Origin of the sequence: Sorangium sp. So ce836, from assembly GCF_028553905.1 — a bacterium.
In the GTDB taxonomy this organism is placed as follows: Bacteria; Myxococcota_A; Polyangia; order Polyangiales; family Polyangiaceae; genus Sorangium; species Sorangium cellulosum_D.
Genome location: NZ_CP102233.1, coordinates 3,190,449 through 3,206,773 on the forward strand (window position 1 = coordinate 3,190,449; position 16,325 = coordinate 3,206,773).

General features: G+C 71.0%; 15 protein-coding genes. 10 read left to right on the forward strand and 5 right to left on the reverse strand.

What is annotated here, in order from left to right:
- Positions 1-50: 50 nt before the first annotated feature.
- On the forward strand, positions 51-1,085 hold the full coding sequence (locus tag NQZ70_RS11630; RefSeq protein WP_129574283.1) for a TauD/TfdA family dioxygenase: 1,035 nt from the start codon (positions 51-53) through the stop codon (positions 1,083-1,085).
- A gap of 190 nt (positions 1,086-1,275) precedes the next feature.
- Here the strand turns inward: NQZ70_RS11630 and NQZ70_RS11635 are convergent, their stop codons facing one another.
- Complete coding sequence (locus NQZ70_RS11635; RefSeq protein WP_237245238.1) at positions 1,276-2,190, reverse strand: SGNH/GDSL hydrolase family protein; 915 nt, start codon at positions 2,188-2,190, stop codon at positions 1,276-1,278.
- 730 nt (positions 2,191-2,920) lie between these two features.
- On the opposite strand from NQZ70_RS11635, the gene NQZ70_RS11640 reads away from it, so the two are divergent.
- Complete coding sequence (locus NQZ70_RS11640) at positions 2,921-3,868, forward strand: SDR family oxidoreductase (protein WP_129574284.1); 948 nt, start codon at positions 2,921-2,923, stop codon at positions 3,866-3,868.
- 7 nt (positions 3,869-3,875) lie between these two features.
- Here the strand turns inward: NQZ70_RS11640 and NQZ70_RS11645 are convergent, their stop codons facing one another.
- Positions 3,876-4,553, reverse strand: a complete 678-nt coding sequence (locus NQZ70_RS11645) for a hypothetical protein (protein ID WP_129574285.1) — start codon at positions 4,551-4,553, stop codon at positions 3,876-3,878.
- 445 nt (positions 4,554-4,998) lie between these two features.
- Here NQZ70_RS11645 and NQZ70_RS11650 point away from each other — a divergent pair, with 445 nt between their 5' ends.
- The 3 genes from NQZ70_RS11650 to NQZ70_RS11660 all read left to right on the forward strand — a co-directional run bounded on the left by NQZ70_RS11650 (position 4,999) and on the right by NQZ70_RS11660 (position 7,258).
- Positions 4,999-5,736: a TetR/AcrR family transcriptional regulator gene (locus tag NQZ70_RS11650; protein WP_129574286.1), complete on the forward strand. Its 738-nt coding sequence runs from the start codon at positions 4,999-5,001 to the stop codon at positions 5,734-5,736.
- A 19-nt stretch (positions 5,737-5,755) separates the two neighbouring features.
- Positions 5,756-6,181, forward strand: a complete 426-nt coding sequence (locus NQZ70_RS11655) for a VOC family protein (protein WP_129574287.1) — start codon at positions 5,756-5,758, stop codon at positions 6,179-6,181.
- Between the two features lie 105 nt (positions 6,182-6,286).
- Positions 6,287-7,258, forward strand: coding sequence for an SDR family NAD(P)-dependent oxidoreductase (locus NQZ70_RS11660; protein ID WP_129574288.1), 972 nt, complete (start codon positions 6,287-6,289; stop codon positions 7,256-7,258).
- A 126-nt stretch (positions 7,259-7,384) separates the two neighbouring features.
- Here NQZ70_RS11660 and NQZ70_RS11665 read toward each other — a convergent pair whose 3' ends face one another.
- Positions 7,385-8,335, reverse strand: a complete 951-nt coding sequence (locus NQZ70_RS11665; RefSeq protein WP_257792792.1) for an NAD(P)-dependent oxidoreductase — start codon at positions 8,333-8,335, stop codon at positions 7,385-7,387.
- Between the two features lie 325 nt (positions 8,336-8,660).
- Between NQZ70_RS11665 and NQZ70_RS11670 the strand changes: the two genes are divergently transcribed.
- The 3 genes from NQZ70_RS11670 (at position 8,661) to NQZ70_RS11680 (ending at position 12,352) form a co-directional block, all read left to right on the forward strand.
- Entirely contained in the window at positions 8,661-9,287 is a 627-nt protein-coding gene (locus NQZ70_RS11670; RefSeq protein WP_129574290.1) for a hypothetical protein, read from the forward strand.
- Positions 9,288-9,551: 264 nt separating this feature from the next.
- Positions 9,552-11,168, forward strand: a complete 1,617-nt coding sequence (locus NQZ70_RS11675) for a hypothetical protein (RefSeq protein ID WP_272828229.1) — start codon at positions 9,552-9,554, stop codon at positions 11,166-11,168.
- Positions 11,168-12,352, forward strand: coding sequence for an ARPP-2 domain-containing protein (locus NQZ70_RS11680; RefSeq protein WP_129581292.1), 1,185 nt, complete (start codon positions 11,168-11,170; stop codon positions 12,350-12,352). Before NQZ70_RS11675 ends, NQZ70_RS11680 begins: the two co-directional genes overlap by 1 nt.
- A 47-nt stretch (positions 12,353-12,399) precedes the next feature.
- Here the strand turns inward: NQZ70_RS11680 and NQZ70_RS11685 are convergent, their stop codons facing one another.
- Positions 12,400-13,794, reverse strand: a complete 1,395-nt coding sequence (locus NQZ70_RS11685; RefSeq protein WP_129574291.1) for a DUF2252 domain-containing protein — start codon at positions 13,792-13,794, stop codon at positions 12,400-12,402.
- Positions 13,795-14,555: 761 nt separating this feature from the next.
- Here NQZ70_RS11685 and NQZ70_RS11690 point away from each other — a divergent pair.
- Both NQZ70_RS11690 and NQZ70_RS11695 read left to right on the forward strand, forming a co-directional pair.
- Positions 14,556-14,906 (forward strand): WD40 repeat domain-containing protein, encoded by a 351-nt coding sequence (locus NQZ70_RS11690; protein WP_237245239.1) that lies wholly within the window; start codon positions 14,556-14,558, stop codon positions 14,904-14,906.
- A gap of 9 nt (positions 14,907-14,915) precedes the next feature.
- Positions 14,916-15,143: a trypsin-like peptidase domain-containing protein gene (locus NQZ70_RS11695; RefSeq protein ID WP_129574293.1), complete on the forward strand. Its 228-nt coding sequence runs from the start codon at positions 14,916-14,918 to the stop codon at positions 15,141-15,143.
- A 56-nt stretch (positions 15,144-15,199) separates the two neighbouring features.
- On the opposite strand, the gene NQZ70_RS11700 is transcribed toward NQZ70_RS11695, so the two are convergent.
- On the reverse strand, positions 15,200-16,324 hold the full coding sequence (locus NQZ70_RS11700; protein WP_129574294.1) for a hypothetical protein: 1,125 nt from the start codon (positions 16,322-16,324) through the stop codon (positions 15,200-15,202).
- Between the last annotated feature and the right edge of the window lies 1 nt (position 16,325).

Sequence of the window (16,325 nt, forward strand, 5' to 3'; positions counted from 1 at the left end):
TGGATAATATTAATGATTCCTCCATTCGAGCGCCCCCGCGGAGCGCGCCCGTGAGCGAGCGGTGGATCTGGCCCGGCGCGGAGCGCGGTCCGGCGAGGCTCCTCGACGAGCTCGCGGGGCGCGGCTTCTCGGTCCTCCGCGGCGACGCCTCGCTGGCCCCCGAGGAGGCCGCGCGGGCGCCGTGGAGCTTCGCCGAGCGGCTCCTCGGGTCGAGGCCGCGCCTTGTCGAGCGGCAGCCGATCAAGGCCGTGCCGGGGGGGAGGTCGTTCGCCGCGAGCTCCGCGGCGGCGCCGCTCCACACCGACAGCCAGAGCTTCGCGGGCGCGCCGCCGGCCGTGCAGATCATGGCCTGCGTCCGGCCCGCGGAGCGCGGCGGCGCCTGCCTCCTGCTCGACGGCTGGGCGCTGCTCGCGGCGATCGAGCGCGCCGACCCCGAGCTCTTCCGCGCGCTCTTCACGGTCCACCGGCGCATCCCGTTCGTCTTCGGCGACGTCTTCGGCCCCACGGTGTCGCTCCGCGACGGCGCCCTCGCGCTGACGCACGCGCCGGTCGCGCCGCCGGGGGACGCGATCGCCGCGCGTCTCGCGCGGTTCGTCGAGGCGTCGCGGCGCGAGGTGATCGAGCTCGCGCTCGGCCCGGGGGACGTCCTGGTGGTCGACAACCGGCGCATGCTCCACGGCCGCCGTGCGTTCGAGGGCGGCGCGCGCGAGCTCGTGCGGCTGCTCGTCTGGCTGGACGCGCCGCTCCCGTCGCCGCCCGCGTACCGCGCGCTGGCCGCCCAGGTCGCCGAGGCGGCCTCGCGCCGCCTCGCCGGCGCGCCGGAGTCCACGCGGCGGCGGCTCGGCCTCGGCGCGCCGGCCCCGCCCGCGGCGAGGCGCCGCCTCGGGGTGGTCCTGGAGATGCTGCGCGGCGTCCCGCCGGGGGTGCTCGCCGCGCGCGAGCGCATCCCCGAGCCGGAGCTCTACCGGCTCCGCGACGCGGCGCTCGCCGCCGCCGAGGCGGCGCTCGCGGCGGGCGCGGAGGGCGCGGAGGGCGCGGACGACGGCGCGCTGGCCGAGGCGATGGCGCGGATGGGCCGGGGGTGAGGGGGTGAGCGGCGCGCGCGCCGCGCAGAGGACGTCGTGCTATCGGCCGGCGGGGCGGTCGCTTCGGACGGCGCGACGTCCGGCGCGCTCGGCGCCGAGGCCGAGGCGGGCGGCGTGGTTGCCCAGGGCCGCCAGAGGGCCGAGACAGATGCCATCCGGCAGCATGCGCAGCGTGCGCGGCCCGCTCTCGTCACTGCGCGACGCAGTTCTCCTTCATCACTTCCCAAACTGCATCCCCGGTGGCGATGCTGCCGGGAGAGGTGGGGTGGATTCCGTCTTGCGTATATTCGTTGTGTCCGTTCCAGACCGGACGAAGGTCCAGCCAGTAACACTTCGGCGACGTGAGCCCGTCGCACAGCTCCTTCATCTTCGGCCGGAGCGTATCGAGGCAGGATTTGAGCGACGCGAACTGGTTTCCGATGGGGTCTGGATAGAAGAAATAGACCACCTTTTCGACCTTGTCCTCGGCCATGGTTTCGAACAGCGACTCCGCCGCGGCGAGGGCTCCGTCGCCGTCCCCCCTCAACAAGCAGTCGTTCCCGCCCCCGTCCATCAGCACGTACTTGATCATGCCGTTCTCCGCGGCCTTGCGGTACTGGCTGGGGATCTGATCGTTGGCCAACGTCGTGCCGCTGACGGAGTTGTCGATATAGCGCTCGTTCTCGGCGAGGGATCCGTTGGCCTTGGCCTGCTTTTCGATCTGTTGCGTGATGCCGTGAGTCGCGGCGATGAACGATTCGCCGATGACCGCGACCTGATTTCCCTTGGTTTGGCCCTTGACGCACTCGCCCGAGCTCCCGCCCGTGCCGCCCGTTTCTCCGCCGCTGGCCGCGCTGCTGGCCTGCCCGGTGGTTGCGTCACCGCTGCCCGAGGTGCCCTCGGCTGCTGAGCCTCCGGTACCGCCAGGGCCCGTGCCGCCCGTGCCGGCCGTCGTGGTGGCACCCGCGCTGCTGGTGGTAACCCCGTCAGGGGTGCCTCCGCTGGTCGAGGACGTACCATCGTCATTCGCCTCACCACAGGCCCAAATGCCGGTGCTCAGGAGACCGAGGACGATCAAATTCGTAGAGACGCAGCGACGTATTGACCGCATATTTTTATTCTCCATCAACAGCTGAGCTTGTCGCGCAGGGAACAGCGATATCCTCCCCAGGACGCTACAAGCATCCATCTGGCCTGTAGGGTGAGGGAGGCTCAACGGCGCTCGTCGTAGACAGCTCGACCCGGGGGCTACGAATTCCAGCGCGATTGTTCCGAGATCGCCGTCCGTCCTCGCATCGCCCGATGCAAGTGACCGCCAGGACTTCGTACCCGAGCCAGCTGGATCGAGGTATAGGCATACTCACCTATGCCTCGATGCGAGACGTCACGCCCACGTTGGTGGACTGAACAATTCGGGTGAGAGTCGAATTCGGGTATCACCACACAAACTGCAGGATCTGCGGGACCTCCCCGTGGCCGCCCGCGTACCGCGCGCTGGCCGCCCAGGTCGCCGAGGCGGCCTCGCGCGGCGGCGATGCCGTCCGCGAGAGGCTGGAATTTGCGCAGGAGGACAGCGCGCTCCAGGGCGTGGCGCTCTTCGGCCACGGGCTGCCCCACGCGGTCGTGGGCGCGGACGCGCGCGAGGCGCTGGATGCTGGGAACGCGGCGTGCGTAGGCCCCCGATGGTCCCACGCCATGGCGTGCAACACCGCTGCTTCCGGTTTGGTGCGCCGCGGGCCTCCGGATATGCTCGCGCGGTATGGCCTCACGTCCTCCCGGTGCCGCTTCGCTGTGCGGGGTCGTCCACGGCAGCGACGCGGGCCGGTCGGCGGCGGAGCCATCCAAGGAGCAGCGAAATGACGAGGAGATATCTGGACCCTGACGCTTTGCGTGGTCGCATCGCGGTCGTCGCGGGGGCGACACGAGGGGCCGGCCGCGGGATCGCGGCCGCCCTGGGAGAGGCCGGCGCCACGGTGATCTGTACCGGCCGCAGCAGCCGCGACCGCTCCCTGCAATCGGACTACGACCGCCCGGAGACGATCGAGGAGACCGCCGAGCTCGTCACCTCGCTGGGCGGCCACGGCATCCCCATGGTCGTCGACCACCTCGACGCCTCCCAGGTCAAGCGTCTGGCGGACCAGATCCGGGATGCGCACGGACACATCGACATCTTGGTCAACGACATCTGGGGTGCGGAGCGGCTCAAAGGCGGACCCTCCGAATGGAACACGCCCATCTGGCGGCACGACCTCCAGAAGGGGCTCCGGATTCTCCGACTCGCCATCGATACGCACCTGATCACCTCCCACCACCTCATCCCGCTCCTGATCGCTCGCCCCGGAGGCCTTCTGGTCGAGGTGACCGACGGCACCGCCGACTACAACGCGTCGCGGTACCGCATCTCGGTGTTCTATGACCTGGCCAAGGCTGCAGTGAATCGTCTGGCGTTCTCCCAGGGCCACGAGCTCGCGCCACACGGGGCCACGGCCGTGGCGATCAGCCCCGGATGGCTCCGCTCCGAGATGATGCTCGAGAACTACAAAGTCACCGAGGACAACTGGCGCGCCGCGCCCTCTCCGCCTGGGTTTGCGGTATCGGAGTCGCCTCGCTACGTGGGGCGCGCGGTCGTGGCGCTCGCGACCGACCCCGAGCGTGAGCGATGGAACCAGCGGTCGGTGACATCAGCGCAGCTGGCGGCCGCGTACGGCTTCACGGACCTCGACGGATCACGCCCCGATGTGTGGCGATACAATCAGGCGGTCGAGGACGGCGACCAGGACGTCAATCCGAGCGACTACCGGTGAGCATGCATCAGTTGCTATCCTTTACAGGCGCTCCCCGCGCTTCGAGTCGGGCGAGCGCGCTCGCGACGGGCTCGGGTAGCCCGTGAACGAGCTCGCGCAAACCGGCCACGAGCTGCTGCGCGCTCCTCGCGCTGGCCAGCAGCTGTTGCTCGACATACGCGCCGTGCTCTTCGCACAGCGTGATGCGCCGTCGAATCGAAGCGGCCTCCTCAGGAGCACCCGCTGGAACGGTCGCGAGTAGACCACGGAGCGCCGCCGCCGCGGCACGAGCGTCCACCAATCGTGCAATGAGCCGGCTTCGATCTGCAATCACGCAAGCGGCAGCCTTCTTCGCGTCAGCGACCATCTCTGCGAGCTCGTCCGGAGACTTCGGCTTTGCCCCGGTCCGCTGTTGCCGCCCCTGTGCTCCGCTCGGGCGAGTCGATCGACGTCGCCAAGCCCGATCCTTCTTGAACTGCTTGAACGCGGCGGCGATCGCGGCGCACGCATCGGCTTCGATGACCGCCACCCGCGCCTGCGCGCCCATGACTGCAGCCGCGACGGTGTCGCGAAGGCGTCGTGCCGTTTCGTAGTCCGCCCACGTCTCCTCGATGTCACGTCGCATCCGGGGCGCGGCGCGCGCGCTCTTCGTGCCGGCCGCGAAACGCTCGCGCGCCAAGTCGTGACGAGCCTCCAGCGCGTCCACGAAACGCTCCACGCGCTCCAGCGCTGCGTGGAGCGCAGCCTCCTCACTTGCCGCCTTGGGACTTGCCGCCTTGGGCCGGGAAGTACGCCTGCTCACGCTCGCGTGTCTACCCATGGAATCAACTATCGTCAATGTGTCCGTCCACGGCTACCGCGTTCAGGTCCGGACGCGCAGCTGGAGGCGTCGCATCGGGGAGGGCAACCGGCGCCGGCCGCGACATCGCCGGCGTGCTAGGCGCGCACGGCGGTGAGGGGACCGCCGAGCGGGGGAGAGGCGGATCGCGGCAGCTCGCCCCCTCTGGCGACGCCGGCGCCCAGCGGCTCCGCGCCTGGCGGGCGACGCAGAACCGCGGGCACGCCGGCGACAAAACGACACCGGACGGTTTCGGAACTTGACGGTATCGAAACTGCGCGGTATCGATATGTGCAGAGGGTGAGGTGACCGCATGACTCAGAACGAGGACGATCCCGCCGAGGTGGAGCCCCCGAGGCCGGGGCGCAAGCGAGACCACTCGCGCGACGCCAAGATCCTCGACGCCGCGCTCGAGGTCCTCGCCGAGGTGGGCGCCGCGGGCTTGACGATGGACTTGGTGGCCGCGCGGGCCGGCGCCGGGAAGGCGACCATCTACCGTCGTTGGACCTCGAAGGCGGAGCTGGTCATCGACGCCGTCGCGCACATGAAGCGCAATCAGGTCGACCTCGAGCATCTGCCGGACACGGGCACGCTCCGCGGAGACCTCCTCGGCTTGTTCAAGCCGCAGTCGATCGAGGAGGGAGAGCGCAAGCTCAAGATCATGACCGGGCTCGCCTCGCTGCTCTCGCAGGAGCACGCGCTCGCCGAGGCCGCCAACAGCGCGATCGTCGAGCCGTGGGCCGAAGCGCATCTCGCGCTGATGCAGCGCGCCGTGGCGCGCGGCGAGGTCTCGGCGTCCGCCGACATCGGCACCCTGTCCCGGGTCATCGCGTCGATGGCCGCGTACCGCACCTTGGTCCAGCGCAAGCCGTTCGACCTGGCCTTCCTCGTGTCGATGGTCGACGGCGTCATCGTGCCGGCCCTCCGGAATCAACCCTCCGACGCGCCGCCAGGCTCGACGGGTCACCGGCCCGATCACACCGCCTCACGGGCCCACGAATCCGCGCCGCCCCGGCGGGCCGCGCGCGCGCGGACACGCTCGAAACCCTGAACCTGCCTAGGAGAACGTCATGACCGTCAGCGTTACAAATCACCTCAACTTCCGTGGCGATGCCCGAGCGGCGCTGGAATTTTACCAGTCCGTGTTCGGCGGTGACATCACCATCGTCACCTACAAGGACGCCCACAGCGTCCAGGCCCCGTCGGAGGCCGATCAGGTGATGTGGGGCCAGGTCGCCGCCAAGAACGGCTTCCGCGTGATGGCTTACGACGTGCCCTCCCGGACGCCATGGGAGCAAGGCACGAACGCGTTCTTCGTCTCGGTCCGCGGCGACTCGGCCGCCGAGATCACCGCGCTCTGGGAGAAGCTCTCCGCTGGCGCGACCATCGCGCAGCCCCTGGCGCCGTCGGGATGGACCCCCCTGTACGGCATGCTCAAGGATCGCTTCGGCGTCACGTGGGTCCTGGATGTCGCGACGGAGTACAAGGCGTCCTGAGCGCGCGGAAGAGCGTGTCGAAGAGCGCGCGCGTCGCGGACGCGCGCTCTTCGACGGTTCGAGCGTGGACCCCCATACCGAAGGGTTCCCCTCAAGGAGACAGCGATGACCCAGTCCTTTGGATCGGCGTCGACCACGGACGAAGTGCTCGAGGGCCGTGATCTCGGCGGCAAACGCATCTTGGTCACCGGCGTGTCCGCCGGCCTCGGCGTCGAGACGGCGCGCGCGTTGGTCGCCCACGGCGCCCACGTCGTGGGCGCAGCGCGGAACCTCGAGAAAGCGGAGGCGGCGACCCGCGGGGTGCGAGCGGCGAGCGCCGGAGCCGGACGGCTCGAGCTGGTGGAGCTGGATCTCGCTTCGCTGGCCAGCGTGCGCCGCTGCGCCGACAGCTTGCTGAGGCAGGGGGAGCCGTTCGACGTCGTCATCGCCAACGCCGGTGTGATGGCGTGCCCGTTCGGCCTGACCGAGGATGGGTTCGAGCTGCAATTCGGCACGAACCACCTCGGCCATTTCGTGCTCGTCAACCGGATCGCGCCCTTGCTGCGGGCGGGCTCGAGGGTGGTGTCCCTCTCGTCCGCGGGGCATCGCTACGCGGACGTCGACCTCGACGATCCTCACTTCGAGCGCACGCGTTACGAGCCGTTCGTCGCCTACGGGCGCTCCAAGACCGCGAACATCCTGTTCGCGGTGGAGCTCGATCGACGCCTCCGCGAGCGCGGGGCGCGCGCCACCGCCGTGCATCCGGGCGTCATCGAGACCGAGCTCGGGCGTCACCTCCCCGGGGACGCCCTCTCGACCCTGGTCGAGCGGATCAATGCGGATCTCGCTGCTCAAGGCAAACCGCCGTTCGCGCCCAAGACGATCCCCCAAGGCGCGGCGACCTCGGTCTGGGCTGGCGTGGTGGCCGAGCCGGACGAGGTCGGCGGCCGCTACTGCGAGAACTGCCATGTCACCACGACGGTGACCCTCGACCCGATCGATCCCATCAGCGAAGGGGTCCGTCCATATGCGCTCGATCTCGAGCGAGCAGCGGCGCTCTGGGCGAAGAGCGAGGCCTGGGTCCGCGAGCGCTTCTGAGTCGACGGGCGAGCGCCTTCACCTGCGGCAAGATCTTGCCGCGCTTCCGGCAAGCCCCGGCAAGATCTTGCCAGCCTCCACGCCGCTCGGTCGCGCGCGAGCGAGCGCGCCCGAGGAGCGGACCCCTCAGCGCTGGTCGGCGCGGGCCTGATCCTGAATGGCGTTGAACACGGCGGCGATCTCATCGGAGCCGTGGCCGAGCTGCAATGCCCGTTTGAAGTAGGACAGGATGAGCTCCGGGATGCGCCGGTCGACGTTGTTCTCCCGGCTGAGGCGCGCGATGTGCTCGATGGCGCCGACGTGAATGTCCAGCGTGCAGTCGGTCCCCTTGAAGTCGCCGGTCGCCAGCATCTTCTTGCTCATGTCGGCGGTGATCGAGATGAGCGGCATGATCGCCTGAACACCGGCGAAGTACGCGTCGAGGGGAAACTTCTCCGACGCGCAGATCGCCGCCCCGTGCAGGACCGACAGCGTGGCGCCGTAAAAGCTCTCCAGCAGAGCGCAGTCGAGCGCTGCCGCGGCCCCGATCGGCTCGCCGACGTGGGAGGTGGCCCCGCCGAGGACGCGCAGCGTCGGCTCGTGGCGGTCGTAGAGCGCCTTGGGACCCGAGTAGAACACCGCCGTCTGCTCACCACCGATGTAGCTGGGGTAAGCCATGATGCAGCCGTCCAGGTAGTTGATCCCGAGCTCCGACGTCCATGCCGCCCCGCTGCGGGCGTCGTTGGGCGTGCCGCTGGTCAGCTGTACCAGCGTCCGGCCCTTCGCGGCCTCGGCCACGAGGGGAGCGCGGAGGACCTGGTCGCTCGCTTCGTAGTTGGACAGCGAGATGATCGTCAGGTCGCTCTCGCCGCATGCCTGCTCGGGCGTCGCCGCCACCTTCGCCTGGCCCTGAAACGGCTCGGCCTTGCCGTGGGTCCGGTTCCATACGGTCACCCGATGGCCGGCGCCGATGTAGGCGCGCGCCAGCGCGGCGCCCATTTGACCCAAGCCGATGATGGACACGGTCTCTTTGTGCGACATGAAGCTGGTTCCTCTTTCCTGGGATCGCCTGCGGGTATCCGAGCGCGCGCCCTTCAGGCTCTATTCCGTGGCGCGACCGGTTCGAGCCGACAGCCGTCGAAGACGCGGGCGAGGCATGCACGCCTGCCATGAAACGAGCGCTTCGCGCGAGCCCTGCGGCTGCCGAGGGACACCAGACTCAGAGGCTACCGAGGGCGGAGGAAAAGTGAAAGGGTTCGAGGAGGTCAAGGGCGAATCGCCGCGCCCGCTTCGGGCGGCAGGAGCAGGTGTTGCCGTCGTCGAGGCCTTTCCACCGGCTTCCACCGGCTTCCACCGGCTTCCACCGGCCGGGCGAGGCCTTGCGCGTTGGTGCCCCGCGCCCGCCGGGGTACGCTCCCGAGGCATGGCGTCACGTCCTCTCCTCCAAGCGGCCTCGCAGGCGGCCTCGCTGTGCGGGCTCGCCCTCGGCTGCGCGGCGTGCAAGCCGGCGGAGGAGCCGCTGCCGGCCCATGTGCGCGTCTCCATCGACGGCGCGGTCATCAGCCCGGCCAAGGCGGATGGGCGCCAGTGGGACGGCATGGGCACGGTCCCGGCGGGGGCGCTCACCGCCATCGGCGACATGCTCCGCACGGCGCACCCGGCCGCGGCGGCCGCCAGCGTGGCGGGGTTCGCCGCGGAGGCGGCGGGGGCGGGCACCGAGCCGCCGGAGCCGTTCGGCTCGGCGGAGCTGTTCGTGGGCGGCCGGTCGCTCGGCCGGCTCGCGCTCGATCGCCCGGGGCAGCGCGACACCTGCACGCCCGGATGGAAAGGCCCGCCGACCTGGCGCCGCGTGCCGCTCGCGCCCGACGTCCACGTGAGCGGTGAGCTCATCGATCGGGACCTGGTGAGCGACGACTTCATCGGGAGGTTCGCCATCCACCGCGATCACCTCGTCGAGGCGCTCCGGGCGCGCACGGTGTACCCGGTGGCCGTCGGCGACCAGGCCGCCGGACAGGTGCTGTTCGTCTGGATCGAGGTCTGGCCGGAGTAGACCGGCGTGGACCCGGGCCGGCGATTCCGGCGCCCGCGCCTCGGCGCCTGACCCGTGCGCAGCGCCCGCGCCTGCGCAGCGCCCGCGCCTGCGCCTGCGCAGGGCCGGTGAAGCAAACCTGCTCGGCCCGTTCTGTGGTTCTGTGGTGCGCCCTCCCGGTGTATCCTGCCGGTCGCCGCCCGTGGGACTTCGGGGCGATTTCCGAGCCCAGTCTGGTTACTGTCGTAGGTAGATCGCCCCACCATTCCCCGGGCGGCTCTTCGCATGCCGCCCGCGCCCCCCGCCCGCTTTCATACCGAGCGCGTCGAGCGCGAGGACCTCGTCATGTTCATCAACGCCTGCTTCGCGTGCACCGGGCAGGCCGAGTTCTACGGCTCCTCCGGCGGCCAGGTCGTCTCCGTCGACTTCCTCCACGAGTACATCCTCGGCAACTACCGCCGCCTCTACGCGCGCACGCTCGCGGCCGGCATCAACCACTTCAACCAGGCGCGCATCGCCGTGAACCTCCTCGCGACCGGCGCCGAGACGCCCGCCGAAGACCGGCGCGAGGAGGGGCTGCTCGTCGCGGCCGCGCTCCGGGAGCTCCCGCCGCAGCGCGCGCTCCGGGCGCTCCGCGAGCTCCGGGAGCGGCGCGTGAACAACCGCCGCGCGCGCGCCGTCATCCGCGACTACCTCGCCGGCCGGCCCGACCCGGCCTTCGACGCCGTGAAGTACCGCGCCCACGTCCGCGCGCTCGCCGTGCACGCCCACCTCCGGCTGCCCGGCGAGATCGGGCCGTTCCTGTTCGAGCCCGGGCGGCGCGCGCCGTTCGAGGCGCCGCTGCTCGAGCGCGCGCGGCAGGCCCGCTACGCGAAGGAGGCGATCTTCGACCTGCCGCTGACCGTCGCCGAGGGCCTCGCCGCCGCCCGCGGCGTCGCGCGCGACGAGCTCCTGCGCCGCGCCGCGCCGCGCATGACCGAGGGCGAGCGCCTGCGGTTGCAGCGCGCCGCCGGGCGCGAGGACGTCGACCTCGCCGTCGACCTCGGCCGCGCCCCGCTCACGCGCGTCGCCCTCTACGCGCTCTCGCTGCCCGAGGCGGCGCGGCGCGACCGCCGCGACGAGCTCCACGCCGCGCTCGAGCGCGCCGCCGCCCGCGCGCTCCGCCGGAGCCCCGCCGCGCTCGGGCGCGTCGCCGCCGTGCTCGACCGGAGCTACTCGGCGTCCGGATCGAGCGAGAAGCGCCGCCGTCCGCTCGCCGTCGCGCTGGGCGTGAGCTACCTGCTCCGCGCCGCCGCCGGCGAGTACCGCGCGTTCTGGACCGCGCCCACGCCGGACGAGATCCTCGTCGGCGCGCGCGGCCAGACCGATCTCGCGACGCCGCTGCTCGACGCGCTCGCGTGGCGCCCCGACGTCGTGATCGTGGTCTCGGACGGCTTCGAGAACGACCCGGCCGGCGCCGCCGCCGAGGTCGCCCGGTGCTTCCGTGCGCGGCTCGATCCGGGGCAGCGCACGTCGATCGTCCACATCAACCCGGTGTTCGACAGCGAGCGCTACGCGCCGCGCGCGCTCGGCCCGTCGATCCCGACGGTCGGCCTGCGCGACGCCGAGGATCTGCCGACGGTCCTCGGCTTCGCCCGGTTCGCCGAGGGGACGGCGCCGCTCGCGGAGCTCGAGCGTTACCTGGCGCGGCGCGCGGACGCCCTGCTCGCGCGGCACGCCAGGGCGCCCGGCGCGGCGGGGCCCGCAGAAGGGGCGCCCGGCGCGGCGGGGCCTGCGGAAGGGGCGCCCGGCGCGGCGGGGCCTGCGGAAGGGGCGCCCGGCGCGGCGGGGCCTGCGGAAGGGGCGCCCGGCGCGGCGGGGCCTGCGGAAGAGGCGCCCGGCGCGGCGCTCGAGGTGCCCTGATGGCCAAGGCGCCGGCCCTGCTCCGGTCGCTCTCGCTCCGGGGCCTCACGGCCACGCACGCCCAGGTCTTCGCGGGCGTGCGCCTGGTCCCGCTCCTCCGGTCCGCGCCGCGCGACGACCTGCGCATCGCCCGCCGCCGGTACGACGACCCCACGGCGCTCGTCGATGTGGGCGAGGGCTCGGCCTACTGCTCCTACGTGCCGCACGCGCTCGTGGTCGGGTGGACCGAGGACGGCTCGCCGGTCGCGTCCTACGGCGCGGCGCTCGCGGGGCCGGCCGACCGCCACCCGCTCGCCAAGCTGTGCCGCGGCGTCAACGTGCTCCACCGCATGGTCCGGCGCGAGGCGCGCGGCGAGGACCCGGCCGAGCGGAACCGCCTGCGCCTCCTGCCGCAGCACCTCGCGATGGAGGGCTTCCTCGCCCTGCACTTCGACGCCCCCGAGATCGCCTGGTCCGAGTACTCGCGGCGGGCGATCTCCCGCGGCCTCGATCCGCGCACCGAGGTGTCGCTCTCCGGCCGGGCAATCCCGAGCCTCGAGGACGCGCTGCGCGTCTTCGAGATCCACGAGGGGCAGTGCGGCGTCCTGCTGTTCGTCGGCGAGCTGCTCGCGTCGGTGTTCGTGGTGTCGCACCCCGACGACTACCGCGCGCTGCACCGCACGTTGATCGAGGATTTCTACGAGGAGACGCTGCTCTACGCGGCCCGCCACCACGGCGACAGCCAGGTGCTCGTGCACACGATCGACGAGGCGGAGATCGGCTCGCTCGACGATCTGCGGGCGGCGCTCCGCCGGGCGCGGGCCGAGGCCGGCGCGCTCCACGTGGACACGGCCGCGGGCGTGATCGGCCGGCCGATCGCGGCGGAGCGCGTGTACCGGGCGGGGCCGTTCTCGCTGCAGCGGTTCATGACCGAGCTGGATCCGGCGCTCGACAACCACCTCGGCGAGGCGATCGTGCGCGACGACGGCACGCTGGAGTACGCGAAGACGTTCCGGCTCTCGGCCGGGCAGGTGCGGCGCGCGCGGCTCCTCCAGCAGCTCGCGGGGCACGGGTGGAACCTGGACGCCACCGCGGCGGCGCTCCGGATCACGCGCGACCAGCTGCTCCGGCGGATCGACGGGGAGGGGTTCGGGTATCTGATCGCGGAGCACGTGCTCAAGGCGGCGCTGAAGCGGACGAGGTGAGCGCGCGCTGAGCGCCCGCGTGCTCCGGCGCGCGCCCCTCGCTGCGGTCAGAAGCTGGCGCAGAAGCTCGCGTAATCCAGCGCGACCTGGTCGGCGTAATCGAGCGCGATCGCGCGCACCCTGGCGCGGAAGCCCGCGTGATCCCCGTCGGTGAGCGCGTCGATCTGCCCGTCGACCGAGCCGGGAAACACCGCCGCGTCCCAGTCATTGTCGGCGCGCGCGTGGTGCGTCGCCAGGATCTCGCCCCATTGCTGGGCGAGGTTGGTGAAGCGGGTCATCGTCGAGAGGCTGGCGGTGTCGAAGGTGTCCTTGTAGGGCGAGCGCTCGCGCACGCTGTAGCTCTGGCCGTCGGAGAGCGTCATCCAGCCGAGCAGGTCATCGACCCTGTAGCCGAGCGCCTTGTACGCGAGCACGGTCCGGGTTGCCTGGTTGCCGCCGCTCGCCGCGTTGGTCTGGGAGACGGCGGCGGCGGCGATGCCGGCGAACGCGCTCGGCGCGCCCTGGGCCTTGACGTCGAGGAGGCGGTCGTCGTCCTGTCCCGCGGTCGGCCCCTCGATCAGCACGTAATACCGCGTCACGCCGAGCGAGCCGATCCCGCTGTGCAGCCGCTGGGCCACGCTCTTCACCGCGAAGTAGGCGGCCGGCAGCCCGCTGCCGCCGCCGCTCAGGGTGGCGCGATAGGCCGCCATGTGGCCCCGGACGTCGGCGTCCACGGCCGCGGACACCGGGGCGAGATCCGGGTTGCCCCCCGTGTCGAGCGCGCGCACGCCGCCGATCTTGCTCGTGAAATCGTCGAGCATCTCGGCCCGGCTGTTCGACGCCTCGACGTCGTCGAGGAAGTCGTCGAGCAGGCCATAGGTGTTGCTCTCCGTGAACTTCCGCGTGGTCTCCTGGTTATTCCCGGCGTAGCTCGCGATCGCGTCGAGGTACGCCTCGGTGAACGCGTCGAGGAGCGAGCCCTGGTCGGCGAGGCTGTAGCCGCCGTTCTCGCGGGCGACCAGCGCGAGGCTCGTGGCGAGCCGCCAGACGTCGAGCTGGTAATCGCCGATGACCGCCTCGTCGAAATCGTTGATGGCGTACACGACGTCGCCCTGGTCGTCATCGAACGAGCCCATGTTGTTGACGTGCATGTCGCCGCCGAGCCACGTCCGGGTGGAGCTCGCGCCGCCATACGTGAGGAGCTGTGGCGAGCTGCCGAGATCCTTCCAGTAGAGGTGGTTGGAGCCGCGGAAGAACGTGAACGGAGAGGCCTTCATCTCCGCGTACTTCTCGACCCGAGCGCTCGAGGGCAGGCCCGCGTTGGCGCTCGTAATCTCGGCGACGATGTAGCTCGTGCGGCTCGAGGCCGCCGAGCCCGGCGCGGCGGCGAGGGCGACCGCGGAGAAGGCGGCGGCGGCGCAAGAGCGGCGCGCGACGAGCGCGCGAATCGACGGTCTGGACATGGGCTTGCTCCTGGGGGCGATCGCGGCGTCGTATGTCGAGCGCCGCGCGCACAGCAAGAGCCCGGGCTGGGTGACACGGACTCGAGGCGCCGTCGTCGTGTTGTCGAAACGGGTACGGCGCTCCCCCGGCGAGGGTGACGGCCGACCCGACCGAGGTTGAGGCCGACCTGACCGAGGTTGGGCCGACCCGACCGAGGTTGAGGCCGACCTGACCGAGGTTGAGGCCGACCCGACCGAGGTTGGGCCGTCCCGACCGAGGTTGAGGCCGACCTGACCGAGATTGAGGCCGACCTGACCGAGGTTGGGCCGACCCGACCGGGTTGAGGCCGACCCGACCGAGGTTGGGCAGGGCCGCCTCGGCCTCTGTGCCAAGCGAGGGGGCGAGGACGGCGATCTGTGCCGTTTCAGCGTTCCGCTGTGCCAGGGGAGGGGGGTCCGGGACTGGCACAAACGCAATGCATTGCGACACACCGGGGTCCGGACCCCTCGAGAACGTTCTGGGGAGCGTACGAGAGGGCAATCTTGTGCCAGAAATCGCTCCGCAACGCACTTTTTTGTGCCATTTGCCCCCCGAGAACGCGGTTTTTTGTGCCAAGAGGGGGGTCCGGACCCCTCCGGAACGCAATGCAGAGCGTTCGCGGGGGTCCCGGACCCCTCCGGGGCGCAACGCCGTGCGTGCGCGGGCGGGCCGGAGCGCAGCTCGGCGAACCGCGGGACGCGCCCGAGGCGAAGCGGCGCGCGGACCAGGTAATCTCGCTCGCATGCAGCGGGTGGTCACCGCGTCGGTCGATAAGACGGCGCGGGTGTGGAACGCGGACGGCAGCGGCGCGCCCGTCGTGCTCAGGGGCCACGAGGACAAGGTTGAATCGGCCGTATTCAGCGCCGACGGGCAGCGGGTGGTCACCGCGTCGGGTGACAGGACGGCGCGGGTGTGGCCCATCTCTGCGCGAACCCTTCAGCAGAGCCTCCGCGCCGCCACCACCGATTGCCTCTCCCCTGAAATGCGCCGAACTTACCTCGACGAGAGTGATGAGGACGCCCGGAAAGGCTACGAGTCCTGCGAGCGCTCGTACGGCCGGACACCGTTCTACCCGGAGGTTGATCCGCCGTGAGCAGCCCAAATGCCTACTCTGCACGATATCTCTCCAGGGCGCGAGCGCAACGTCTATGCCGGCAAGGTCGCCGTGCGGAGCGGACATCGCTTCCGTTACGACATCGACCCGCCGGTCGACCTTCGCGGCTTCAGCGGCGCGCCGGTCGTCGACCAGGCCGGGCACGTTGTCGGTGTGATGACGGTCTCGTTCCAGCCCAGGATGCGGGGAGAGCTGCGCCTGGAAGCCGGCGGCTAGGACGCCGCCGCGATCTACCGGAGCGTCGAACGGCAGCGCTGAACGGAGCATCCAGCTCAGGTGAACTGAAAGCTCTCCACGGTCTCGCGGAACACCGCGCGCATCTCTGCGAGCGTCAGATCCCGGCGAGGGTTCGCCCTCGCGACGCAGCCAAACAGGGAGACATGCGCCACGCGATCGCCTGCCTCCGCGCGGAAGACGCCGTTCGCGGAGAAGCCTTCGATCGCCGGACCGATGAAATCGAACGCGAACCCCGCGGCGTCCCCTGCTAACACCGGAACATCCGCCGTTCGGCGGTGAACCTCGCCCTCCTTGGACCCAGGGAGCGCCTCCAGCCTGCTCACGATGCCGTCGCGCTCGGCGGCGACCTGCGCATCATCGCCGTGGGACAGGGTGACCGAGAGCGTCGCCGCACAGGTGTTGCCGCCGAGCTGCGCGACGTGTTTGGCGGTCCGGAGGCCAGACTCCTCGGTTTCCTCCGAGCGGAGAAACCAGGTCGCCGGGTACATGAGCGAGAACCCTTCGTGCTCGACGCGCTTCGGGTGGGAGAAATCCACGAAGTCATCGTACGAGTCGGGCATGCTCCCCTTGGGATCGCTCCACCCGAACGAGGTCACGGTGATCGGGTTCTTGCCGCCGTCGATCGACAAGCACGCCACGCCCGTCAGCATCACGCGCGGGTTGAGATCATGGTGCTTCTGGTACTCGGCCCCCGGGATGGGCGTGACGAGCGGGTACGCCCGGTCGATCCCGCACGGATAGCGGACCTCGCGCGCGGCGCCGCCCAGGGCCTCCTTCGCAGTGTCCCAGCGGCGGACGATGAGGAGGTTCATCGCCATCGACGTCTGCATCTCGGGTCGCTGGACGAGCGTCGCCACGTCGACATTCCCACTCATGAGGGCACCTCGGATCCGCTCGACCCGGCCGGGCACAGGGTCAGGCGCGTCCAGAGCGGCCCGCGGATCGGAGCGGAACCAGGCCGTGCACTCGCCGAGAGGGGTCTTGAAATCTGCGGAGAGGGCCCAAGATCCATCGTCCAGCTGGCCATGGAGGCGAATCGCCATGGCCGTCCAGGTCCCGTCCTCGCGCTCGAGGAAATAGGTCACATACTGGCCAGCTCTCCACGGTGGATGAACGGGCTGATGTTTCGAGCCGAAGCACTTTTTGAGCCAGTCCAGCATC

Coding starts and splice junctions, on each gene's coding strand:
- NQZ70_RS11635 (WP_237245238.1), bottom strand. CDS start 2,190: ATGGAGAATAAAAATATGCGGTCAATACGTCGCTGCGTCTCTACGAAT.
- NQZ70_RS11640 (WP_129574284.1), top strand. CDS start 2,921: ATGACGAGGAGATATCTGGACCCTGACGCTTTGCGTGGTCGCATCGCG.
- NQZ70_RS11650 (WP_129574286.1), top strand. CDS start 4,999: ATGACTCAGAACGAGGACGATCCCGCCGAGGTGGAGCCCCCGAGGCCG.
- NQZ70_RS11655 (WP_129574287.1), top strand. CDS start 5,756: ATGACCGTCAGCGTTACAAATCACCTCAACTTCCGTGGCGATGCCCGA.
- NQZ70_RS11660 (WP_129574288.1), top strand. CDS start 6,287: ATGACCCAGTCCTTTGGATCGGCGTCGACCACGGACGAAGTGCTCGAG.
- NQZ70_RS11670 (WP_129574290.1), top strand. CDS start 8,661: ATGGCGTCACGTCCTCTCCTCCAAGCGGCCTCGCAGGCGGCCTCGCTG.
- NQZ70_RS11675 (WP_272828229.1), top strand. CDS start 9,552: ATGCCGCCCGCGCCCCCCGCCCGCTTTCATACCGAGCGCGTCGAGCGC.
- NQZ70_RS11680 (WP_129581292.1), top strand. CDS start 11,168: ATGGCCAAGGCGCCGGCCCTGCTCCGGTCGCTCTCGCTCCGGGGCCTC.
- NQZ70_RS11685 (WP_129574291.1), bottom strand. CDS start 13,794: ATGTCCAGACCGTCGATTCGCGCGCTCGTCGCGCGCCGCTCTTGCGCC.
- NQZ70_RS11690 (WP_237245239.1), top strand. CDS start 14,556: ATGCAGCGGGTGGTCACCGCGTCGGTCGATAAGACGGCGCGGGTGTGG.
- NQZ70_RS11695 (WP_129574293.1), top strand. CDS start 14,916: ATGCCTACTCTGCACGATATCTCTCCAGGGCGCGAGCGCAACGTCTAT.
- NQZ70_RS11700 (WP_129574294.1), bottom strand. CDS start 16,324: ATGCTGGACTGGCTCAAAAAGTGCTTCGGCTCGAAACATCAGCCCGTT.